The following is a 20,622-nucleotide window of genomic DNA, read 5'->3' as shown; positions in this document are numbered from 1 at the left end:
CCGCCCGTGAGGTGCAACGTGTCGGTGTGGTATTTCCAGCGGTCCGGTGCGGCAAACCGGCCGGCGCACCGCGACGGGTGCACCGGCCGGGACGGCGGGCCGTCAGGCCTGCTTGGTCTCCCAGAAGATCTTGGAGATCTCCTCGATCTTGCCGAGCAGCTCCTCGGCCTTGGCCGGGTCGGCCGAGCCCTTGGCGCCGGCGGCGCCCGCGAGCTTGGTGGCCTCGTTGAAGAGGCTGTGCAGCTGCGGGTACTTCTCGAAGTGCGGCGGCTTGAAGTAGTCGGTCCACAGCACCCACAGGTGGTGCTTGACCAGCTCGGAGCGCTGCTCCTTGATGATCAGGGCCCGGGTGCGGAACTCCGGGTCCTGGTTGGCCTGGTACTTCTCGCAGATCGCCTTGACCGACTCCGCCTCGATGCGGGCCTGAGCCGGGTCGTAGATGCCGCACGGCAGATCGCAGTGGGCGCTGGCAACGGTACGAGGAGTAAACATGCGCGGGAGTCGCATCAGGAATCCTCCGATGAGCAGTTGCGATGATCCTCAGCGGGAACACTACTCCTGGCATTCGTGCCCCGACCGAGAGAGGTGAAACGCGTGATCCTGCCGGTACTGGTGCACGGGCCGTCGATGGTGCCGACGCTGCGTCACGGCGACGCGGTGCTGGTGTGGGAGCGGGCCCGGATCCGGCCCGGTGACGTGGTGGTGGCCGAGTTCCGGTCCCGGCCCGGGCTGCTCGTCGTCAAGCGGGCCGTGCGGGAACAGGACGGAGGTTGGTGGTTGGAGGGCGACAATGCCCTGATCACAGACGACTCCCGGGCGTACGGTGTGGCCGATGTGCGCGGTCGTGTGACATTTCGATACTGGCCGAAGCCCGGGTTTCTGGGCCGCTGACCGTTACTGTCGAGTTCGACCCCACTCACCCGTGGGGTGCACGCCGGGCACTATGCTCGGCCGCTACACCGGGTGACCCCCGTGCACTCCGCCGGTCAGCGCTGACCACGGCCTGCTTCCGGCTGAGCATGTCTTTCTCCTGCTCGGCCGCTTTTGCGCGCCGGGCGTTCTCAGTCACGGAGTGGAGTCCCCAATGACATCCGCTGATCCCGTCTTCGAGCTGCACCGCGGCGGCAAGATGGCCGTCGCGTCGACGGTGCCGCTGAGCAGCCGCGAGGATCTGTCGCTCGCGTACACCCCCGGCGTGGCCCGCGTCTGCGAGGCCATCGCGGAACGGCCCGAGCTGGCCGTCGAGTACACCTGGACCGGTAACGCGGTCGCGGTGGTCACCGACGGTTCCGCCGTGCTCGGGCTCGGCAACATCGGGCCGCGCGCCGCCATGCCGGTGATGGAGGGCAAGGCGGTCCTCTTCAAACAGTTCGGCGGCGTGGACGCGGTGCCGATCTGCCTGGACACCCAGGACGTCGACGAGATCGTCCGCGTGGTGACCGCGCTGGCCCCGTCGTTCGGCGGCATCAACCTGGAGGACATCAGCGCGCCGCGCTGCTTCGAGATCGAGCGCCGGCTGGACGAGGCGCTGCCGATCCCCGTCTTCCACGACGACCAGCACGGCACCGCGATCGTCACGCTCGCGGCGCTGCGCAACGCGGCCACGCTGCTCGGCCGCGACCTCGGCGACCTGCGCGTGGTGATCAGCGGTGCGGGCGCGGCCGGTGTCGCGGTCACCAAGATGCTGATCGCCGGCGGCGTGCGCGCGGACCGCGTGGTGGTCTGCGACTCCAAGGGCATCCTGCACCGCGGGCGGGCCGGGCTGGGCGGCGCCAAGGACGAGCTGGCGGCGCTGACCAACCGGGTCCGGCTGACCGGCGGGATCGAGAACGCGCTGGACGGCGCGGACGTGCTGATCGGCGTCTCCGGCGGCACGATCGACGAGTCCGCGGTGGCCCGGATGGCGCCGGGCGGCATCGTCTTCGCGCTCGCCAACCCGACGCCCGAGGTGCATCCGGACGTCGCCGCGCGGTACGCGGCCGTGGTGGCGACCGGCCGGTCCGACTATCCGAATCAGATCAACAACGTGCTGGCGTTCCCCGGCGTGTTCCGCGGCGCGCTGGACGCGGGGGCCCGCACGATCACGGACGCGATGAAGGTGGCGGCCGCGGACGCGATCGCGGGCGTGGTGTCCTCCTCGCTGACCGCGGACGCGATCGTGCCGTCCGCTCTGGACCCGCGGGTGGCTCCGGCGGTCGCGGCGGCCGTGGCGGCGGCGGTCTGACACCGGCCGCGGACCGGTGACCGGTCCGCGAACCGGCCCGGCGCGGCCCCGGCGGCGATCCGCACCGCCGCCGGGACCACGCCGGTGGCCGACGCCCGGCCGCCCGGCCACGGAAGCGCTAACGTGCGTTTCATGCGTGCTGCGTTCGCGTCCAGGATCGACGAGACCGACCCGCTCTCCGCCCTGACGGTCGGCGAGCGCCCCGAGCCGGCGCCCGCCGGCGACGACTGGGTGACCGTGGAGGTGCGGGCCAGCTCGCTCAACCACCACGATCTCTGGTCGCTGCGCGGCGTCGGCCTGACCGAGCGGCAGCTGCCGATGATCCTCGGCTGTGACGCGGCCGGGATCGCGCCGGACGGCCGCGAGGTGGTCGTCTACCCGGTCGTCCCGACGCCGGGCGACCCGCGCGGCCTCTCCATCCTCTCCGAGCACCATCAGGGCACGCTCGCGGACCGGGTGGCGGTGCCGGCGGCCAACCTCGTCCCGAAGCCGGCCGCGCTCACGTTCGAGGACGTGGCGTGCATGCCGACCGCGTGGCTGACGGCGTACCGGATGCTCACCTCGCGCGGCCGGGTCGCGGAGGCGGACGCGGTGCTGGTGCAGGGCGCCGGCGGCGGCGTGGCCACCGCGGCCGTGGTGCTCGCGACCGCGATGGGCAAGCGGGTCTACGCGACCAGCCGCGACCCGGGCAAGCGGGAGCGGATCGGCGCGCTCGGCGCGACCGCGGTGGAGCCCGGCGCGCGGCTGCCCGAGCGGGTCGGCGTGGTCATCGAGACGGTCGGCGAGGCCACGTTCGACCATTCGCTCAAGTGCGCGGGCTTCGGCGCCCGGATCGTGGTCGCCGGCGCGACCGCGGGCCATCTCCCCCGGGTCAACCTGCGCCGGGTGTTCGCGATGAGCCTGGAGATCCTGGGTACGTCGATGGGCACGCCGGACGAGCTGGCCGCGCTGCTGGACTTCTGCGCGGAGACCGGTGTCCGGCCGGTGGTCGACTCGGTGTTCGGCTTCGGCGAGGCCGGCGCCGCGTTCGCGAGGCTGGCATCCGGCGAGGCGTTCGGCAAGATCGTTCTCGACCACACGCGCTGACGCACCGTGAGCGACCGCAACCGCGCCGCGTAATCGGCAGTTAACCGGAGAGTCACCCGACATGCGGCGGGACAGCCGGCCGGAGAAGCGCCACACCGTAGTCGGGCGACTACTCCGGCGCGCCGATGATCGGTGCCTTCTCCGACGGTTAGGGACGTGCCGGAGAGGGAACGATCCACCGGGTGCATTGCGGCGTGGATCGCGTCGATCGCGTGCACGCAAGCCCATTACGGTGATCGTCCGGTTTCAGTGAGTCCACATGCGCCATTTGATCTCGGGGATAGCGCGGGACTGGTGATCGGCCGGTTACGCGCCTCCGACCACTCATGCACTTTGGTGGCAGATTTTCCGGCAGCACGCGACCGTCCGGGGTCGTCCGGCGTTTAGCTTGCATGACCTGCCCGAACACGGCCCGGCAACGACCGGCCGCGGCCGTACCAGCTTGACGGTGAGTATCTTGGCCTGCAACGGAAAGTACAGTTTCGCGAAGTCCCGGACGCGACGCGTGTAATCTGCTAGGAAGCGGGTACCCGCCCAATATCAGGTTGAGAGACCTAGATCCAACAGATCGCGGTCGTGGCAGCCAGCACAAGAAACCGGGCCGGAAATGACGGCAATGCGGCGGGGACCGTACTACATTGACTTTTGACTGTCGCGTGCCGGGTGTCGGAGGAAGACCGAAATTCGGACAAAGAGGTCGTGAGCTAGCTCACCGCTCCCAACTTTTTCGGAGCGCGCCTCTTGACTTTGCCGGAGTTCGTGAAAGCATTCACAAGCGAAAAGAGTTACGCGGATGTTGCCGGTAGGCGCACGCAGTGCGACCACTCCGCCACACCCGAGGGCTCCCCAAACGCCTGCTCACGCACTGTTGGCCGATGGCTGCACACCGTCGCGATCAACGCCGCGCGCGCATAAGTAATAGGTAATACGCATTCACTGAAGCCGATCCGAAGAACAAGGAGTGTTGCCGCCATGGACTGGCGCCACGATTCTGTCTGCCGCGACGAGGACCCTGAGCTGTTCTTCCCGATCGGGACGTCCGGCCCGGCGCTCCTGCAGGTCGAGCAGGCCAAGTCGGTTTGCCGGCGCTGCCCCGTGACCGAGGAGTGCCTTGCCTGGGCGCTCGAGTCGGGTCAGGACGCGGGCGTCTGGGGCGGAATGAGTGAAGAGGAGCGGCGCGCCGTCAAGCGTCGCGGCGGCCTGCGGGTCCGCGCTCACTCCGCCTGAACCACCCACACACGCTGCACGCCCCGGGAGCACCCCTCCCGGGGCGTTCTGCTGTGCGAGGTCGACGGCGGCGCGGTTCATCGCGGCCCGAATGCCCAGGCGAGGACCGCTTTAAACCCGAAAAACCCGAAAATCGCCCTATGGTACGGATGCGGCGCACCCGGTCCGGCAGAGACGACTCCCCGCCCCGGTTCTCCCGTGCGGACGTCACCGCGCGGCGTCCCTCGCGGGGGCAGGTAACCGGCCTCGGTACGCACGCTTCCTGTCGGTCGCGGCCTGATGTTGAGCCGCGGACCCGGTGTTGGGCCGCGGACCCGATGGCGGCTGCGGACCTGATGACGGCTGCGGACCCGATGGCGGCCGTAGGGCTGTTGGCGGCCGCGGACCCGATATGTCGTTCGCGGGTGACAGCAAACGGAACGGTATGCCGTCGAAGCAGCACTACGTGCTTCGCCTTAGCGGCAAATGTCGTGCCGCGAGAAACCCGCGCACCTGTCGCCGCCGCTGCCGCACCCGACACCTCATGAGGCGTCGCGGGCTCGCGACACCGCGTAGCCGCGCCGTTCGCAGCCGCCCAACGGTGACGGTCGGCGGACTCCGCTGAACGCCCCTGCCTCCACGGCAGCGAGCGACGCTCCGGATGCCGCCACCTCCACGGCAAGCGCCGACCGAGCTCTGCCGTTACGGCTGGCGGGGCAGCCACGGCTATCCCAACGGCGGCAGCGGGCGAAGCACCACGGCGACCGCAACGGCAGCTGCGGCCGAAGCAGCCCGGGGTCAACCCAGCAACAGCGGCGGCCGAGCGCCACGGCTTTCCCCACAACAGCGGCGGCCGAAGCACAACGGCTATCCCGACAAACAGCGGAGGCCGAAGCACAACGGCTCCCCGACACCAGCGGCGGCCGAGCGCGGCAACTACCTCAACGGCAGTGGCGGCCGAGGCGGCGCGACGCAGATTCGTCGCGCCGCGAACGGCGCGCGGTGGGAGTCACGCCGCCAGTGCCGTGCTGGGCACGGTGACCGCGTCCGCCCGGGACAGCACCAGCCGCGCGATGTCCCGCGCGTCCGTGAGCGGCGGCGCGACCGCCACAACTCCCCCGGCCGATCGCGCCGACTCGACCACCGTGTCGTAGAGCCGGCCCGGCGCCAGGAAGTATCCGGCGATTGCGATCCGGCGCGCCCCCGCGGTCCGCAGCGCGGCCACGGCCTCGGCCCCGGTCGGTGCGGACGCGGACGCGTAGGCGACCGTGCACGGCACGCCCAACAGGTCACCGAGCGCGACCGCGGCCTGCGCCACCGTGCCGCGCGCGGTCGCGTCGTTCGTGCCCGCGGCGGCCAGCACGACCGCGTCGAACCCGGGGTCCGGCACCCCGATGCCGGCCTTCGCCGGCTCCCGGCCCTCGGCTTCCGGCGCCCGGTGACCCGCCGTCTCGGGTGGGTGCGCGCGACCGTACCCGTGGAGGGGTGGGAGGTCGGTGACCTCGCCGAGGCGGTGCAGCAGGCCGGCGAGGAGCAGGTCGGGGACCACGCCGTCGAACGGGCCGATCACCTCGCTGATCGCGGCCGGCATCCGTAGCCCTTCGGCCCGTGCCGTGCGCAGCACCTCGGGCATGTCGACCCGGCCGTGGTACGCCGCGGTGAGCAGCAGCGGCACCAGGATCGCCCGCGCGTACCCGGCGGCCTCCAGCGCGGTCAGCACCTCGCCCGGCCGTGGGCCGGCGTGGTCCAGGTAGGACGCCCGCACGTCCAGGCCGGGGCGCAGCGCCGCGACCGCGCGGACCAGCGCGCGGGTGGCGTTGGCCGCGCGCGGGTCCCGGCTGCCGTGTGCGACCAGGACCAGCGCGGTGTCGTCGGTGCGCGGCGCCGCCTCGGTGCTCAGAGGTGGAGTCCGCATTCGGTCTTCTCGAACATCGCCCAGCGGCCGGCGCGCGGGTCCTCGCCCGCCTTGGTGCGCCGGGTGCACGGCCAGCACCCGATCGACGTGTAGCCCTTGCGGAACAGCTCGTTGACCGGCACGTTCCAGCGCGCGATGTACCGGTCGACGTCCGCCTGGGACCAGGTGGCGATCGGGTTGACCTTCACCTTGCCCTTCTTCGGGTCGAAGCCGACGATCGGCGTGTTCGCCCGGGTCGGCGACTCGTCGCGGCGCAGCCCGGCCGCCCACGCGTCGTAGCCGGCGAGCGCGCGGTTGAGCGGTTCGACCTTGCGGATGAAGCAGCACTCGTCCGGCGCGCGGTTGAACAGCCGCGGGCCGTACTCGCCGTCCTGCTGGCCGACCGTGAGCCGGGGGCGGACCGAGCGCACGTTCACCGGCAGCGTCGCGGCCACGATGTCGCGCACCTTGAGCGTCTCCGGGAAGTGCAGGCCGGTGTCGAGGAAGACGACGTCGACGCCGGGGTTCACGCGGGACACGATGTGCGCGAGGACCGCGTCCGCCATCGAGCTGGTGACGCAGAACCGGTCACCGAACGTCTCGGCGGCCCAGCGCGCGATCTCCTCGGCCGGCGCGCCCTCCAGCAGCCTGTTGCCCTCGGCCGCGATCGCCTTGAGCTCCTCCGGGGTGCGCCGTGCCTCCTCGGCCGGCGCGGGTTCCGGAGCGACCGGCGCGACCAGCGCCGACATGGTGGCCGACAGCTGCGGTGCCGCGTCGACCTTGATCAGGCCGAGACCGGCCGCGGATATCGGGCTCATCGGGTCTCCACCGCCTCTCGGAGTATTCCGATGAACTTGATGGAAAATACGCGCACGCAGGAACGGCACTCCCAGGCGCCGTGCGACTCCTCGTGCGGGCGAAGGTCCTCGTCCCCGCAGTACGGGCAGTACAGGGGTGCGGCACGTTCGCTCATCGAAGCTCGTCCTCCTCGACCCTCACGACCCAGTCGGCGAACCGCTCGCCGTCCGTGCGGCCGGCCAGGTAGCGCCGGGTCAGCCGCTCCACGTACTCGGGAAGCTCGTCCGCGGTGGTCTTCAGACCGCGCAGCTTGCGGCCGAAGCCGGCCTTCTGCCCCTCGGCCATGCCCAGTCCGCCGCCGAGGTGGACCTGGAAGCCCTCCACCTGCTTGCCCTCCGGCCCCATCACCAGCTGGCCCTTTAGCCCGATGTCCGCGATCTGGGTGCGGGCGCAGGCGTTCGGGCAGCCGTTGATGTGGATGGAGATGTCCTCGCCCGCGAGGTCGCCGAGCCGCTGCTCCAGCCGCTCGACCAGCTGCTGGCCGCGGGCCTTGGTCTCGACGATCGCGAGCTTGCAGTACTCGATGCCGGTGCACGCCATGGTCGAGCGGCGCCAGACCGACGGGAACGACTCCAGGCCGATCTCGCGCAGCCCGCTGACCAGCGAGTCCACCTTCTCCGGCGCGATGTCCAACACCAGCAGCTTCTGGTACGCGGTCAGCCGCACCCGGCCGCTGCCGTGCGCCTCGACCACGTCGGCCAGCTTCCGCAGCTGCTCGCCGGAGGTCCGCCCGACGACCGGCGCGGCGCCGACGTACCGGTTGCCGTCCGCCTGCGCGTGCACGCCGATGTGGTCGATCGGCTTCTCCGGCAGCTCCGGCGCCGGGCCGTCGAGCAGTGCGCGGCCGAGGTACTCCTTCTCCAGCACCTCGCGGAACTTCTCCACGCCCCAGTCGTTGACCAGGAACTTCAGCCGCGCGCGGTGCCGGAGCCGGCGGTAGCCGTAGTCGCGGAAGATGCCGACCACGCCCTCCCAGACGTCGGCCAGCTCGGCCAGCGGCACCCAGACGCCGAGGCGCCGGGCCAGCATCGGGTTCGTCGAGAGGCCGCCGCCGACCCAGAGGTCGAAGCCGGGGCCGTGCTCCGGGTGGACCACGCCGAGGAACGAGATGTCGTTCACCTCGTACGGCATGTCGGCCAGCCAGGAGATCGACGACTTGAACTTGCGCGGCAGGTTCGAGTACGCCGGGTCGCCGATGAAGCGCTCGACGATCTCGTCGATCGCCGGCGTCGGGTCGATCACCTCGGCCGCGGAGACCCCGGCGACCGGGCTGCCCATCACCACGCGCGGGCAGTCGCCGCACGCCTCGGTGGTGGAGAGCCCGACGTCCTCCAGCGCCTTCCAGATCGCGGGCACGTCCTCGACCCGGATCCAGTGCAGCTGGATGTTCTGCCGGTCGGTGATGTCCGCGCTGCCGCGGCCGTACCGCTCGGAGATGTCCGCGATCACCCGCAGCTGGGCGAGGCTGAGCTGACCGCCGTCCACCCGGACGCGGAGCATGAAGTACTTGTCCTCGAGCTCCTCCGGCTCCAGCACGGCGGTGCGCCCGCCGTCGATGCCGGCCTTGCGCTGCGTGTAGAGCCCCCACCAGCGGAACCGGCCGCGCAGGTCGGCCGGGTCGATCGAGTCGAACCCGCGGTGGGCGTAGATGTTCTCGATCCGGGCGCGGACGTTGAGCGGGTTGTCGTCCTTCTTCGTGCGCTCGTTGGGGTTCAGCGGTTCACGGTGACCCAGCGCCCATTGGCCCTCACCGCGCGGGCGGCGGGCGGGGCGGGCGTTGCCGCCGGTCGTGGGTGTGGTGCTAACCGCCATCGCGGCGTCCTCCGGTGTAACTCGTGTGGAAGGACGCGCAGGCACGGCGGCCACCCCGGATCATCCAGGGACAGCGACGTCATCGTCAGGGACCGCCGTATGCACGCCCAGGCAGAAAGGTGCGGGGCGAGGTCAGCAGGCCGGACAGATGGCGCTGCGCACGCGGCCGTAGTCGACGTGACGGCGGGACGTCAGCCCCAGCGTCACGGCACGGTTCGCGGCGGTAGTCACGCCCATCATGCTGCCACATCGTCCGGCCCCCGGCCAGGGTCGGAGCCGGCCGTCCCAGATGCCGGTTACGCTGTGGTTACCGTCACGCCGTAACACCGTGTTCATCCACGTCCGTGCGCGCTGGCGACCAGCCGATAGTCTCGGGCCGTGAGTTTCACGTTCCCCCGTCGTCTCGCGCGGCTCACGCTGGCCGCGCTGCTCGTCGCGCCCGTGCCGCTCGGGCTGCCCGGCACCGCCCACGCCGCCGTGCCCTGCGGCGGCGGCGAGGGCAGCGACCCGCCCGCGCAGCGCGGCTGGGCGCTGGACCGGCTCGCACCGGAGACCGCCTGGCCGCTCAGCCGCGGTGCCGGCATCACGGTCGCGGTGATCGATTCCGGCGTGAACGGTGACCACCCGGTGCTGGACGGCAAGGTCGTCGCCGGGCGGGACTTCGGCTTCCAGGACTTCGACGGCCAGTGCGACCTGGCCGGGCACGGCACCGTGGTGGCCGGCATCATCGCCGGCCGCGACGGCGTGGACGCGGCGTTCTCCGGCATCGCGCCGGACGCCACGGTCCTGCCGCTGCGGGTGCTCGACGAGATCGGGTTCTCCGACGACGAGTCCGCGCCGGGCCGCATCGCGCAGGCGATCGAGTTCGCGGTGGACCAGGACGTCGACGTCATCAACCTGTCGCTGGAGACCGAGGACACCGAGGCGATGCGGGCCGCCATCGCGTACGCGGAGCAGCGCGACGTGGTGGTGGTCGCGGCCGCCGGCAACCTCCAGGAGGGGCAGAGCCAGAGCAGCACGGTCTTCCCGGCGGCGTACGAGACGGTGGTGGCCGTGGCCGGTGTCGACGAGGCCGGCAAGCACGTGGGCTCGTCCGTGCGGGGCTCGTTCGTGGACGTCGCGGCGCCCGGTTTCAACCTGTTCGGCCCGGCGCCGACCGGTGACAAGTACTTCTTCCAGAACGAGGGCGGCACCAGCTTCGCCGCCGCGTACGCCTCCGGCACGGTCGCGCTGATCCGCTCGTACTTCCCGGACATGCCGGCGAAGGAGGTCCGGGAGCGGCTGCTGGCCACCACGGACGCGCCGCCGCTGGGCCGGGACGAGGAGGTCGGCACCGGCGTGGTCAACCCGTACCTGGCGATCACGGCGGTGTTCAGCGAGAAGTCGCCGCGCCCGGCGGCCGGCGTCACCCCGGTCGGCGAGCCGGCGGATCCGGCGGCCACGGCCCGGCTGGTGGCGCTGTGGGCGATCGCGATCGTGCTGGTGCTGGCGGTCGCGCTGCTGGCCGGTGCGCCGCTGGTCCGGCGCGGCCGCCGCAACGGCTGGCGCCCGGACCACAACAACGCCTGAGGGGTACGGGAGGACCCGTACCCCTCGAACTCTCAGCGATAGCCCGGCGGCGGTGGCTGCTGCGGATAACCCGGCGGCTGCTGACCGGGCGGCGGATAGCCGGGACCGGGCGGCTGGTACCCGGGTGGCGGCTGGTGTCCGGGTGGCGGCTGGTAGCCGGGTGCGGCGTAGCCGGGGCCGGGAGTGGCCGGGCGTCCGCGACGGCTCGCGGCCACCGCGACGACCACGATCAGCAGGACCACCGCGACCGCGACCGCCACCGCGATCCACAGGTAGCCGCTGAGCGGTGAGCTGTCGTCCGCGGCCGGGGCGGCGTCACCGGTGGTGCCGTCCATCGGGTTGCCGACCGGGTTCGCGGTCACCGCCGGCACGTCCGCGCTCACCGCGGCGAGCGCGTCGATGGTGCCGAAGCCGTACTGCGCGTCGCGGCCCGGCGTGCCCTCGTCCCGCGCGGTCGCGGTCAGCCTGTTGATCAGGTTCGTCGCGTCCAGGTCCGGGTGCTTCGCCTTGACCAGCGCGGCGACGCCGGACACGATCGCGGTGGCCGCGCTGGTGCCGCTGCTGCGGCCGTACCCGTCGGTGCCGTACTCCTCGGGCTGGGCCACGAAGATCTCCGTGGCGGGTGCGGCGATGCCGGCCTCCGCGCCGGTCGCGCTGCCGGTCCAGAACTCGCCGTTCTGGTCCAGGCCGGTGACCGCGAGCACGCCCGGGATGTTGGCCGGCGGGCTGATCACCGGGCCGGTCTGCTCGGTGTTCCCCGCACCGGCCACGATGATCACGCCCTTGCCGAGCGCGTACGCCGCGGCCTCGCGGTCGAGCGGGTTGATGTACGTGAGGTCGCCGGTGTTGTTGTACCGGGTGATCGACATGTTGATCACGTCGGCGCCCTGGTCCACCGCGGCCCGGATCGCCTCCGAGTAGGTGGTCTTGCCCTGGCTCTCGCTGCCGACCGAGATGGACAGCACCGTGGCCTCCGGCGCGATCCCCTTGATCCTGTCGTCGCCCGTGCCCTGGCCGGCGATGATGCTGGCCATCGCGGTGCCGTGGAAGCCGTCGTCCGTCAGCCCGCTCTTGCCCGCGCCCGAGTTGCCGTAGCCGCCGCCGTCCTTGAGGTCGGCGCCCCGCAGGTCGGGCCGGCTGGTGTCCACCCCGCTGTCGATCAGCGCGATCGTGACGCCCTTGCCCTTGCTGCCGGCGGCCCGCTGCACCTCCGGGATCTTCAGATAGTCGTCGTAGTACCACTTCTGGTACTCACCGATGGTCTGCGGTGCCGCGGCCTGCGCCGCTCCCGGTGGCAGCAGGACGGTGCCGCCCAGGACCATCGCGGTGGCCAGTGCCGACGCGAACCTCATCGAGCCCTTTCCCCGTCGTTCCACGCGCCGTCGACCAGAGGGCGCGTCCTCCGCACGAACCGAAAGGCCCGGCCCGGTGATCACCGAACCGGGCCTCCTCCGTAGAGGTCAGCTCCAGACGCGGGCGTTCGACATCTCGGTGGAGACGTAGTTCTCCTTGGCGACGCCGACGGCGCCACCGATGTCGTTCAGGATCTGGTTGATGTCGCGGACGGCCGCGTCCCAGGAGGCCTGGTGCTGCTCGTAGGCGACCCGGTCCTCACCGTCCCACTGGAGCTTCTGCAGCATCTGCCGCAGCGTGTCCAGCTTCTCGTCGATGCTCTTCGAGATCGAGTTGATCTGCTGCGTCGAGCTCTCGAGAACCGCGTAGTCAACTTTCACAACGCTCATGACGTCACTCCTACCTTCGCGCTGATTCAGCCGTTGAGAGCCGACTGGAACTTGTTCAGCATCTGCTGCTGCTCCTCATCGTTCACCTGGTGCGTGGTGCCCGACTTGTCCAGCAGGTCAGCGATGTTGTTCAGCGCCTCCTGGAGCTTGTTGGTGTCCTCCGACCAGCGATTCATCAGCTGCTGGAAGCCGGTGGACGCGGAACCCTGCCAGGCGATGGCCAGGTCGTCCACCACATTCCAGAGCTTCTTCAGCTCGCCGTCGACCTCACTCCGCGTGGACCGCACGTCATTCGCAGCGGTATGCAGTGTCGCGTGATCGACCTCGAACGGGCCCGCCATGGTCACTCACCCCTTCGTCATCGTTAGTGCAGCCAGTCGCTGCGCCTCCCCCGCGGCGGCGTCTGAAACCCCACCGACGGACACTTGGCCTTGACGGTAACGCACCAGGTCCAGTGCTTACAGCCATGGCCGGGGCCCCGACGACGATATGTCCAATTTAGACGTTTTTATCGGACTTCGCCGTCGGGGCAAAATGTCTTCCTAAGGCTCTGTCCAGGCAGTTTGGATCAAGTTCTGTCCGTCGCGCCGGCGCACCAGCGTCCCCCGGCCCGGCGGCTGTGGGCTTGGTCGCAGATTGCCGACGATCTGGCCCTCCTCCTTGTTGCCGGACATCAGCAACGTCGGGGTGTCCAGCTCGCGGAGCCGCTGCAGCACCTGCTCGTAGCCGGCCCGGGCGGCACCGCCCACCCGGCGTGCCAGGATCAGGTGCAGGCCGATGTCCCGTGCCTGCGGCAACAGGTCGGTGATCGCGCTCAGCGGGTTGCTGCCACCGGTGGCCACCAGGTCGTAGTCGTCGACCAGTACGTACAGGTCCGGGCCGCGCCACCAGGACCGGTCCCGCAGCTGCTGCGGTGTCACGTCCGGGCCGGGGATGCGGGCCTGCAGCGCGCCCCGGATCTGCTTCATGTTCGTCGCGAACACCTCGCCTGACGGCGAGTAGTCGAGCAGGTGGTCGCCCTCGATCGCGCCGAGCAGGCCGCGCCGGTAGTCACCGATCACGATCCGCGCCTGGGCCGGTGTGAACCGCTCGGTGATCTGCCGGCCGATCAGCCGCAGCAGGTTGGTCTTGCCGCACTCCGCGTCGCCGTAGATCACCAGGTGCGGCTCACCGGCCGTGTCCAGCAGCACCGGGGCCAGGCTGGCCTCGTTGACGCCGAGCGGCAGGCCGGGCGCCGACGGGTCGACCATCCGGTTCAGCTCGGCGACCGGCAGCAGACGCGGCAGCAGACGCACCTTCGGCGCCGGTGCGTGCGGCCAGGCCGCCCGGATCTGCTCCACCGCGGACGCGGTCGCCTCGGCCAGGTCGTCCAGCTGCGACTTGCCGTCCAGCCGGGAGATCGCGGCCAGGAAGTGCAGCTTGTCCCGGGTCAGACCGCGGCCGGGCGAGCGCTCCGGCACGTTCGCCGCGGCCCTGCGGTCGATCTCGGACTCGTTGGCGTCGCCGAGGCGCAGCTCCAGTCGCGTACCCAGCAGGTCGCGCATCTTGATCCGGACCTCGGACCAGCGGGCCGCGGTCAGCACCACGTGCACGCCGTAGCCCAGACCGCGCTGGGCCAGCATCATGATCGTCTGTTCCAGCTCCTCGTAGTCCTCGCGGAGCGTGCCCCAGCCGTCCACCACCAGGAACAGGTCGCCGAACAGGTCGTCCGGCACCTCGCCGTTCGCCTGCCGCCGCCGGTACGTGCTGATCGAGTCGATGCCCATCGCGGTGAACCGCGCCTCGCGCTCGTCGATCAGCGACATCACCTCGGCCACGGTCCGGCGCACCGCCTCGCCGTCGCGGCGGCCCGCCACGCCGGAGAGGTGCGGCAGGCCGTCCAGCGCCCGCAGCGCGCCGCCGCCGAAGTCCAGGCACATGAACTGCACCTCGCGCGGCGAGTGGGTGACCGCCAGCGACATCAGCAGCGACCGCAGGATCGTGCTCTTGCCGGACCGCGGGCCGCCCACGATGACCACGTTGCCGCCCGCGCCGGACAGGTCCGCCACCAGCGGGTCGCGGCGCTGCTCGTACGGCCGGTCGACGATGCCGACCGGGACCATCAGCTTCGCCGCGTTCCGCCAGGCGGCCGGCGACAGGCCGTACACCGGGTCCGGGGTGAGCGGCGGCAGCATCGCGTCGATCGTCGGCGGCACGCCGAGCGGCTCCAGCCACACCTTGTGCGCCTCCGGGCCGCGGCCCTGCAGCTGCTCGATCAGCACGTCCAGCATGCTCTGCTGCCGGCCGATGCCCTCTTCCTCCTCCTCAACCATGATCATCTGTTCGGAGATCTCCGGCACCGGGACGAACTCGGTGCCGTACTCGAGGATCTGGCGCTGCACCACGGCCTGCGAGCGCACCGCGCGGCCCGGCGGCTTGTACGGGCCGGACACGTACGCGGCGCGGAACCGCAGCATGGTGGACGTGTCCGACTTGAGGTAGCCGTGACCGGGCGCGTTCGGCAGCTCGTACGCGTCCGGCACGCCCAGCACGATCCGGGACTCGACCGCGGAGAACGTGCGCAGACCGATCCGGTACGACAGGTGCGTGTCCAGACCGCGCAGCTTGCCCTCCTCCAGGCGCTGCGACGCGAGCAGCAGGTGCACGCCGAGCGACCGGCCCAGCCGGCCGATCATGACGAACAGGTCGATGAAGTCCGGCTTCTGCTGCAGCAGCTCGCTGAACTCGTCACAGATGATCAGGAGGCTGGGCATCGGGTCCAGCTCCTCGCCGGCCGCCCGCGCCTTCTCGTAGTCGAACCGGGACACGTAGTTGCCCGCCGCGCGCAGCACCTCCTGCCGGCGCGTCATCTCACCGGCCAGCGCGTCCTTCATGCGGTCGACCAGCGGGAGCTCGTCCTCCAGGTTGGTGATCACCGCGGAGGTGTGCGGCAGCGCGTCCAGCGACGCGAACGTGGCGCCACCCTTGAAGTCGACCAGCACGAAGTTCAGCTCCGCCGACGAGTGGGTGACCGCGAGCGCGCCCACGATCGTGCGCAGCAGCTCCGACTTGCCGGAACCGGTCGCACCGATGATCAGGCCGTGCGGGCCCATGCCCTCGTGCGCGGACTCCTTGAAGTCCAGCTCCACCACGTTGCCGTCCGGGCCGAGCCCCACCGGGATCCGCAGCCGGTCCCGGTGCGGGCGCTCCCGCCACGTCTGGTTCACGTCCACGCCCGCGGCGTCGCCGATGCCGAGCAGGTCCGGCAGTTCCATGCTGCGGGCCAGCGGCTCCTCCGACGTGGCCGCGCTCTGCTGGGACAGCCGGTACGGCGACAACTGCCGGGCCAGCGCCTCCGCCTGCACCAGGGTCAGCCGGTCCGGCTTGCCCAGGTGCGTGCTCGACTTGCCGCGGAACACCTCGACCGAGTCGGCCGACACGTCCAGGCAGAGCAGCCAGCGGCCGGCATCCCGGGGCACCGCACCGGACAGGTCGACCACGGTGGTGCCGAGCAGCGCCTGGCCGTACAGCTGGCAGTTCGCCGACACCTCACCGCCGTCCAGCACGATCAGCACGTGCGGCAGCGAGGTCAACGGCTTCGCGTCCGGGCTGAACCGGGGCCGGCTGGCCAGCTCCTCGGCCAGCATCTGCTCGGCCGCGAGCAGCGTGCTGAACACCATCCGCCGGGACCCGGCGGCGTCGTTGCGGCGCGGGTGCTGCGCGTGCGGCAGCCACTTGGTCCAGTCCCAGCTCGCGGCCCGGTCCGGCGCGGCCACCACGGCGATCATCAGGTCGTCCGGTGCCTGGAACGTGGCCAGCTGACCGATCATCGCGCGGGTCAGGCCCAGCGTCGGCTCCCGGTCACCGCGCAGCACGATCCGGCTGAACGCGCGGATGGACAGCGCGATCGGCAGGTCCGGCACCACCGAGTGGGACTTGACGAACCGGCGCAGCGCGATCGCGGACATCGGCTCCAGGTCCTCGACCGGCTTCGTCTCCGGCGTGACGATCTGCACGGCCAGCTGCTGCGGGCCGAGCGCGACCCGGACCTCGCCGAAGTCGTCCTCGGTGACCCGCCGTTCCCACATCCGCCGGGACGCCGCGAACGAGAAGAGCGCGTCCGACTCCGGGTGCTTCCAGGTGGTCGCGGCCCGCTGCTGCTCGGCCGCGCGCCGGGTCCGCTTGCGCACCTGCGCCAGGTACCGCATGTAGTCCCGGCGGTCCGCGTTCAGCTCGGCCTTGTCGTTGTTGCCGCCGAGCTGGCCGACCGCCATGCCGAGCATCGAGACGCCGAACAGGCCACCCGCCACCCACATCAGGGTCCCGCCCTGACGCCCCGCGTAGAGGAACGCCATCGCGCCCACGCCGCAGAGCATCGGCAGGATCATCATCAGCTGGCCGAGGCCCTTGGGCAGCTCCTCCGGCAGCTCGGGCGGCGACTCCAGGAGCACCTCACCCCTGGGCAGCTGTGGTCCCTGCCGCCGCGGTGGCCGCCGGAACAGCACCGTACTCATCCGCGTCTCGCCTCCCCGAAGTTCCCCCGTCGGACGCCGCCCTCAGCGAGGCTGGCGTCGGGTGGGCATCCTAGCGTTCGTCATCGTAGGTACGCTCCTCACGAAACGTGCGTGCCTTGGATCCACGGGGAGGCAACCTTGGCAGCCACAGCCAGCGGAAGCAGCAGGGTGACGATCGTCGCGCCCAGGACGCGGCTCGATCTCGCGCTGCCCTCGGACGTGCCGTTGGCCGACCTGCTGCCGACCGTGCTGCGGCACGCCGGCGAGGACGTCGCCGACCAGGGCGCCGCCCAGGGCGGCTGGGCGCTGGCCCGGCTCGGCGGCAAGCCGCTGGACAGCTCGCGCACCGCGGTCGAGCTGGAGATCCGCGACGGCGAGATGCTCTACTTCACGCCGCGCGCCGCCGCCCGCCCCGAGGTGGTCTTCGACGACATCGTCGACGCGGTCGCCACCGCCACGCAGAACCGCGAGGGCCGCTGGGACGCGGCCATGACCAGGCGTTTCTCGGTCGGCTTCGCGGCCGCCGCGCTGCTCGCCGGCGCGCTCGGCGTGCTCTTCAGCGGCCCGCCGCACCTGCCCGGCGGTGCCGCCGCGCTCGCCGTCGCCGCACTGCTCATGCTCACCGCGACGCTGCTGTCCCGCGCGGCCGGCGACGGCCGCAGCGGCGCCGTGGTGGCCGGCGTCAGCCTCGTCTTCGGCACCGTCGGCGGCACGCTGCTGCTCGCCGGCGACACCCCGCTCACCGCGCTCGGCGCCCCGCACATGCTGCTCGGCGCGGCCGTGCTGCTGATCCTCGGTGTGATCGGCACGCTCGCGGTCGGCTATGCGACACCGCTGTTCCTCGGCTCCGCCGCCGCCGGTGTCGCGCTCGCGCTCGGCGCGGCCGTCTGCGTCCTGGCCGGCCTCTCCGCCGCCTCCGCCGCCGCGATCGTGGCCGCCGTCGTCTTCGCGTTCCACCCGGCGCTGCCGATGATGTCGTACCGTCTCGCCCGCGTGCCGGTCCCGTCCATCCCGACCGGCCCCGACGACCTCAAGGCCGACGACGAGTCCGTCGACGGCCGCCGCGTCCTGCAGCTCAGCGAGCGCGCCGACGAGTTCCTGACCGCCCTGATCTGGACCGTCTCCGCCATCGTGTTCGGCGCCGAGATCATCCTCGCCGTCGACGGCCGGCTCGGCGCCGTCCTTCTCTGCCTGGTGCTCGCGCTGCTCCTGCTGCTGCGCGCCCGTCCGTACCCGAGCCGCCGCGAGCGCCTCCCGTCGCTGCTCGCCGGCGGCGCGGGCCTGATCCTCACCGCGTTCGCCGTCTTCGGCTGGGGTGGCTGGGCCGCCCGGCTCGGCCTGGTCCTCGGCGGGCTGATCCTGGTCGCGGCGATCTCCCTGATCTACGGGCTCTCCGTCGCGGGCAAGCGGATCGCGCCGATCTGGGGCCGTCTCCTGGACATCGCGGAGATCCTCCTGATCCTGGCGGTCGTCCCGCTGGCGGCGTGGGTCTGCGGGCTCTACACCTGGATCACCACGATTACCGCCTGAAACCCGATTTTCCCGCTTCCGGCGGCGCCCGTCCCGCATGCTCCCGCGGGCACCGGTCGTCGCCGGCGCTCCTCCCTGCTGGTCCCGGCCCACCGGAACTGCCGGTCTGGTCCGCGGCGCCGGAGCTGTCCGGTGCCGAGGTCCGCGCGGTTCCGGCCCCGCCCGGGCCCGACCTACCGGCCGGGCCGGGCGGGAGCCGGCAGCGTGCCGGTCAGGTCCGGCGCGGGGCCGCGCCGAGGTTCTGCTTCTCGATGCTGGTCGGCGTGAACCAGAAGTACTGCGCCTCCGGCCCGGTCCCCAGCAGCACCGCCATGTCGACGTTCAACCGCTGGAACAGCTTGACGTCCCGGCCGGTGAGCCGCAGCGGAGCCGCACCCACCGTGGCCTCCGTGGCGTTGAGTCGCTGCACGACGGCGAACGTCGCGGCGCGCAGGATGGTCCCGGCGGCCGGGACCAGCTGCTGGACCACGGTCAGCCGGGCCTGCCACGGCTGCAGCGGCTGCTGGAGCGCCACCTCCGCGGCCTCCGGGTGCACGTCGACCACGTGCAGGATCGGCTGGATCGCGGTGCCGGACGGGATGGAACCCGGGTTCGCCAGGCCGTGCACCAGCATCAGCCGGTCCGGCCGGCCGGTGGCCCACTGGCCGAGGTTCTGCCACTGGTCCGGCGTGTGCGAGCTGACCACCACGCGGGCGCCCAGCGCGAGCGCGCGGAAGACGATCAGGCGCGCGGCCCACCAGTTGCCGACGAGCGCCACATCGACACCGGACGGGCCGAAGACCTCCAGCGGGACCGGCTTGCCGTTGCGGTCCCGGCCGAGCAGCAGGCCGCCGCGGGGCACCGGGGTGGTGAGCGCGGCGAGGCCGTCCGGTTCCGTGGTGAACCGGCCGGTGACGGCGTGCAACTGGGTCATCCGATCGCTCCTCCGGTCGGCGCGGTCGCGTAGATCGCCGCGGCGTGCTGTCCGTCGAGCCGGCGGAGCTGGATGCCGCACTGGTTGAAGACCCCGACGACCGCGGACAGCGTCTCCGCCGTGTTGGTGGCGCGCGCGGCGACGTCGACTATGGCCTGCATGCGCAAGTCGCCGTCCGGCTGCCGGTTGAGGACGACCGCGACGGTGGCGGCCAGCGCGCCGACCTCGGTGAGACGGCGGGCGGCCACGGACAGACCGGACGGTGAGAGCCGGGTGGCGAGGTAGCCCACGTGCACCGCCTCCGTGCCCTGCCAGCCCGCCCAGTTCTCCCGCTGGACGGCCGGCCCGGCACCGGTGCCGTCGCCGGTGACGGCGGCGCCGGTCAGACCGGCCACGGTGGCGACCGCCGCGGTCAGCTCCGTCGCGGTGAGCGGCGCGGCGACGAAGCCGGCACTGTCCAGCGTCTTGCCGATCCGGCCGAGCAGCGCGGCGAGCGCGCGGTGCACACCGTCGGGTCCGCCGCCGCGGCTGGCGCTGGCCGAGAGCGCGTCGGCGGGGCGCAGCCGGGCCGCGACCCAGACCCGGGAGTCGGCCGGGACGGGGAGACCGCCGAGCAGCTCCCGGTACGACTGGACGGCCGGCGCCGCGTGGTCGAGGAACGAGGTCGGCGCCGGTACGAGATGCGTGACCACCTGCAACGCGGAGACCGGCAGCGCGGACTCGGCGAGGATCCGCCCGATCCGGTCGACGCCGAGGCCGACGTCGGCGGTGGCGGCGTCGTCGCCGGCGGTCACGGCCAGCGCCACGAACCAGCCCATGTCGTCGCGCCCGATGCCGATCGGCGTGCCCCGCTCACGGATCTCGGTGACGGCCAGGCCGGGTGCGAGCGCGGCCAGCTCCCGGCCGGGGCTCGCGGCGGCGGCGCGGGCCCGGTCCCGGAACCGGCGGCTGACCACCCGGTGCTCGAACCACCAGCGGTTCTTCCGCCGGGCGAACGCGAGGACCAGCAGCACGACCGCGAGGACTCCGGCCACGGCCGGCGCCCAGACCGGGCCGCCGAGCGACGCGAGCACGGCCACGACGGCCACCTCGACGCAGACGAGCTGGGCGACGGACAGACCGCCCAGGTGGCCGCGCCGGCGTTCGGCCGGCAGCGGTGGCGCGCCTCGTCGCCTCGTGTCGGTAACTGTCATCCCCGTGTGCCCTTCTCGCCTCGCGGTCCCGCGGCGCACCGCAGGTCCCCCGGCCCTACCGGCGGACCCTTATCGTAGGGACGCGCGCGACACCGCAGGAAC

General features: G+C 72.0%; 16 protein-coding genes. 6 read left to right on the top strand and 10 right to left on the bottom strand.

What is annotated here, in order from left to right; all coding sequences use genetic code 11:
* Positions 1 to 102: 102 nt before the first annotated feature.
* Entirely contained in the window at positions 103 to 507 is a 405-nt protein-coding gene (gene sodN, locus J2S44_RS23765) for a superoxide dismutase, Ni (protein ID WP_306834967.1), read from the bottom strand.
* 87 nt (positions 508 to 594) lie between these two features.
* Between sodN and J2S44_RS23760 the strand changes: the two genes are divergently transcribed.
* The 4 genes from J2S44_RS23760 to J2S44_RS23745 all read left to right on the top strand — a co-directional run bounded on the left by J2S44_RS23760 (position 595) and on the right by J2S44_RS23745 (position 4,537).
* Positions 595 to 891 carry a S26 family signal peptidase gene (locus J2S44_RS23760; RefSeq protein WP_374727898.1) on the top strand — a complete coding sequence of 99 codons (297 nt, stop codon included), beginning with the start codon at positions 595 to 597 and terminating at the stop codon, positions 889 to 891.
* Between the two features lie 193 nt (positions 892 to 1,084).
* The gene (locus J2S44_RS23755) at positions 1,085 to 2,224 is read left to right on the top strand and encodes an NAD(P)-dependent malic enzyme (protein ID WP_310417986.1); all 1,140 of its coding nucleotides are present in this window, start codon (positions 1,085 to 1,087) and stop codon (positions 2,222 to 2,224) included.
* A 132-nt stretch (positions 2,225 to 2,356) separates the two neighbouring features.
* Positions 2,357 to 3,310 carry a zinc-binding dehydrogenase gene (locus J2S44_RS23750; protein ID WP_374727897.1) on the top strand — a complete coding sequence of 318 codons (954 nt, stop codon included), beginning with the start codon at positions 2,357 to 2,359 and terminating at the stop codon, positions 3,308 to 3,310.
* Between the two features lie 972 nt (positions 3,311 to 4,282).
* The gene (locus J2S44_RS23745) at positions 4,283 to 4,537 is read left to right on the top strand and encodes a WhiB family transcriptional regulator (protein ID WP_033345527.1); all 255 of its coding nucleotides are present in this window, start codon (positions 4,283 to 4,285) and stop codon (positions 4,535 to 4,537) included.
* 988 nt (positions 4,538 to 5,525) lie between these two features.
* Here J2S44_RS23745 and J2S44_RS23740 read toward each other — a convergent pair.
* The 3 genes from J2S44_RS23740 to J2S44_RS23730 all read right to left on the bottom strand — a co-directional run bounded on the left by J2S44_RS23740 (position 5,526) and on the right by J2S44_RS23730 (position 9,080).
* On the bottom strand, positions 5,526 to 6,431 hold the full coding sequence (locus J2S44_RS23740; protein ID WP_310417982.1) for a sirohydrochlorin chelatase: 906 nt from the start codon (positions 6,429 to 6,431) through the stop codon (positions 5,526 to 5,528).
* A complete protein-coding gene (locus J2S44_RS23735; protein ID WP_310429883.1) occupies positions 6,413 to 7,159 on the bottom strand; it encodes a phosphoadenylyl-sulfate reductase in 747 nt (248 codons plus the stop codon). Before J2S44_RS23735 ends, J2S44_RS23740 begins: the two co-directional genes overlap by 19 nt.
* A 220-nt stretch (positions 7,160 to 7,379) precedes the next feature.
* Positions 7,380 to 9,080 carry a nitrite/sulfite reductase gene (locus J2S44_RS23730; protein WP_310417980.1) on the bottom strand — a complete coding sequence of 567 codons (1,701 nt, stop codon included), beginning with the start codon at positions 9,078 to 9,080 and terminating at the stop codon, positions 7,380 to 7,382.
* Between the two features lie 378 nt (positions 9,081 to 9,458).
* On the opposite strand from J2S44_RS23730, the gene mycP reads away from it, so the two are divergent.
* Positions 9,459 to 10,649, top strand: a complete 1,191-nt coding sequence (gene mycP, locus J2S44_RS23725; protein WP_310417978.1) for a type VII secretion-associated serine protease mycosin — start codon at positions 9,459 to 9,461, stop codon at positions 10,647 to 10,649.
* A gap of 32 nt (positions 10,650 to 10,681) precedes the next feature.
* Here mycP and J2S44_RS23720 read toward each other — a convergent pair whose 3' ends face one another.
* The 4 genes from J2S44_RS23720 to eccCa all read right to left on the bottom strand — a co-directional run bounded on the left by J2S44_RS23720 (position 10,682) and on the right by eccCa (position 16,884).
* Positions 10,682 to 12,001 carry a S8 family serine peptidase gene (locus J2S44_RS23720; RefSeq protein WP_310417975.1) on the bottom strand — a complete coding sequence of 440 codons (1,320 nt, stop codon included), beginning with the start codon at positions 11,999 to 12,001 and terminating at the stop codon, positions 10,682 to 10,684.
* 108 nt (positions 12,002 to 12,109) lie between these two features.
* Positions 12,110 to 12,391, bottom strand: a complete 282-nt coding sequence (locus J2S44_RS23715; protein WP_310417972.1) for a WXG100 family type VII secretion target — start codon at positions 12,389 to 12,391, stop codon at positions 12,110 to 12,112.
* A gap of 26 nt (positions 12,392 to 12,417) precedes the next feature.
* Positions 12,418 to 12,732, bottom strand: a complete 315-nt coding sequence (locus J2S44_RS23710; protein ID WP_310417969.1) for a WXG100 family type VII secretion target — start codon at positions 12,730 to 12,732, stop codon at positions 12,418 to 12,420.
* Positions 12,733 to 12,933: 201 nt separating this feature from the next.
* On the bottom strand, positions 12,934 to 16,884 hold the full coding sequence (gene eccCa / locus J2S44_RS23705; protein WP_310417965.1) for a type VII secretion protein EccCa: 3,951 nt from the start codon (positions 16,882 to 16,884) through the stop codon (positions 12,934 to 12,936).
* Positions 16,885 to 17,052: 168 nt separating this feature from the next.
* Here eccCa and eccD point away from each other — a divergent pair, with 168 nt between their 5' ends.
* Positions 17,053 to 18,414: a type VII secretion integral membrane protein EccD gene (eccD, locus tag J2S44_RS23700; RefSeq protein WP_310417962.1), complete on the top strand. Its 1,362-nt coding sequence runs from the start codon at positions 17,053 to 17,055 to the stop codon at positions 18,412 to 18,414.
* A 211-nt stretch (positions 18,415 to 18,625) separates the two neighbouring features.
* Here the strand turns inward: eccD and J2S44_RS23695 are convergent, their stop codons facing one another.
* Both J2S44_RS23695 and J2S44_RS23690 read right to left on the bottom strand, forming a co-directional pair.
* Complete coding sequence (locus J2S44_RS23695) at positions 18,626 to 19,327, bottom strand: hypothetical protein (protein WP_310417959.1); 702 nt, start codon at positions 19,325 to 19,327, stop codon at positions 18,626 to 18,628.
* Entirely contained in the window at positions 19,324 to 20,520 is a 1,197-nt protein-coding gene (locus J2S44_RS23690) for a type VII secretion protein EccE (RefSeq protein WP_310417957.1), read from the bottom strand. The genes J2S44_RS23695 and J2S44_RS23690 overlap by 4 nt, the downstream gene beginning before the upstream one ends.
* Positions 20,521 to 20,622: the final 102 nt, after the last annotated feature.

The sequence above is a fragment of the Catenuloplanes niger genome, from assembly GCF_031458255.1.
Classification (GTDB): Bacteria; Actinomycetota; Actinomycetes; order Mycobacteriales; family Micromonosporaceae; genus Catenuloplanes; species Catenuloplanes niger.
This window is presented reverse-complemented; position numbering and strand designations above follow the sequence as displayed.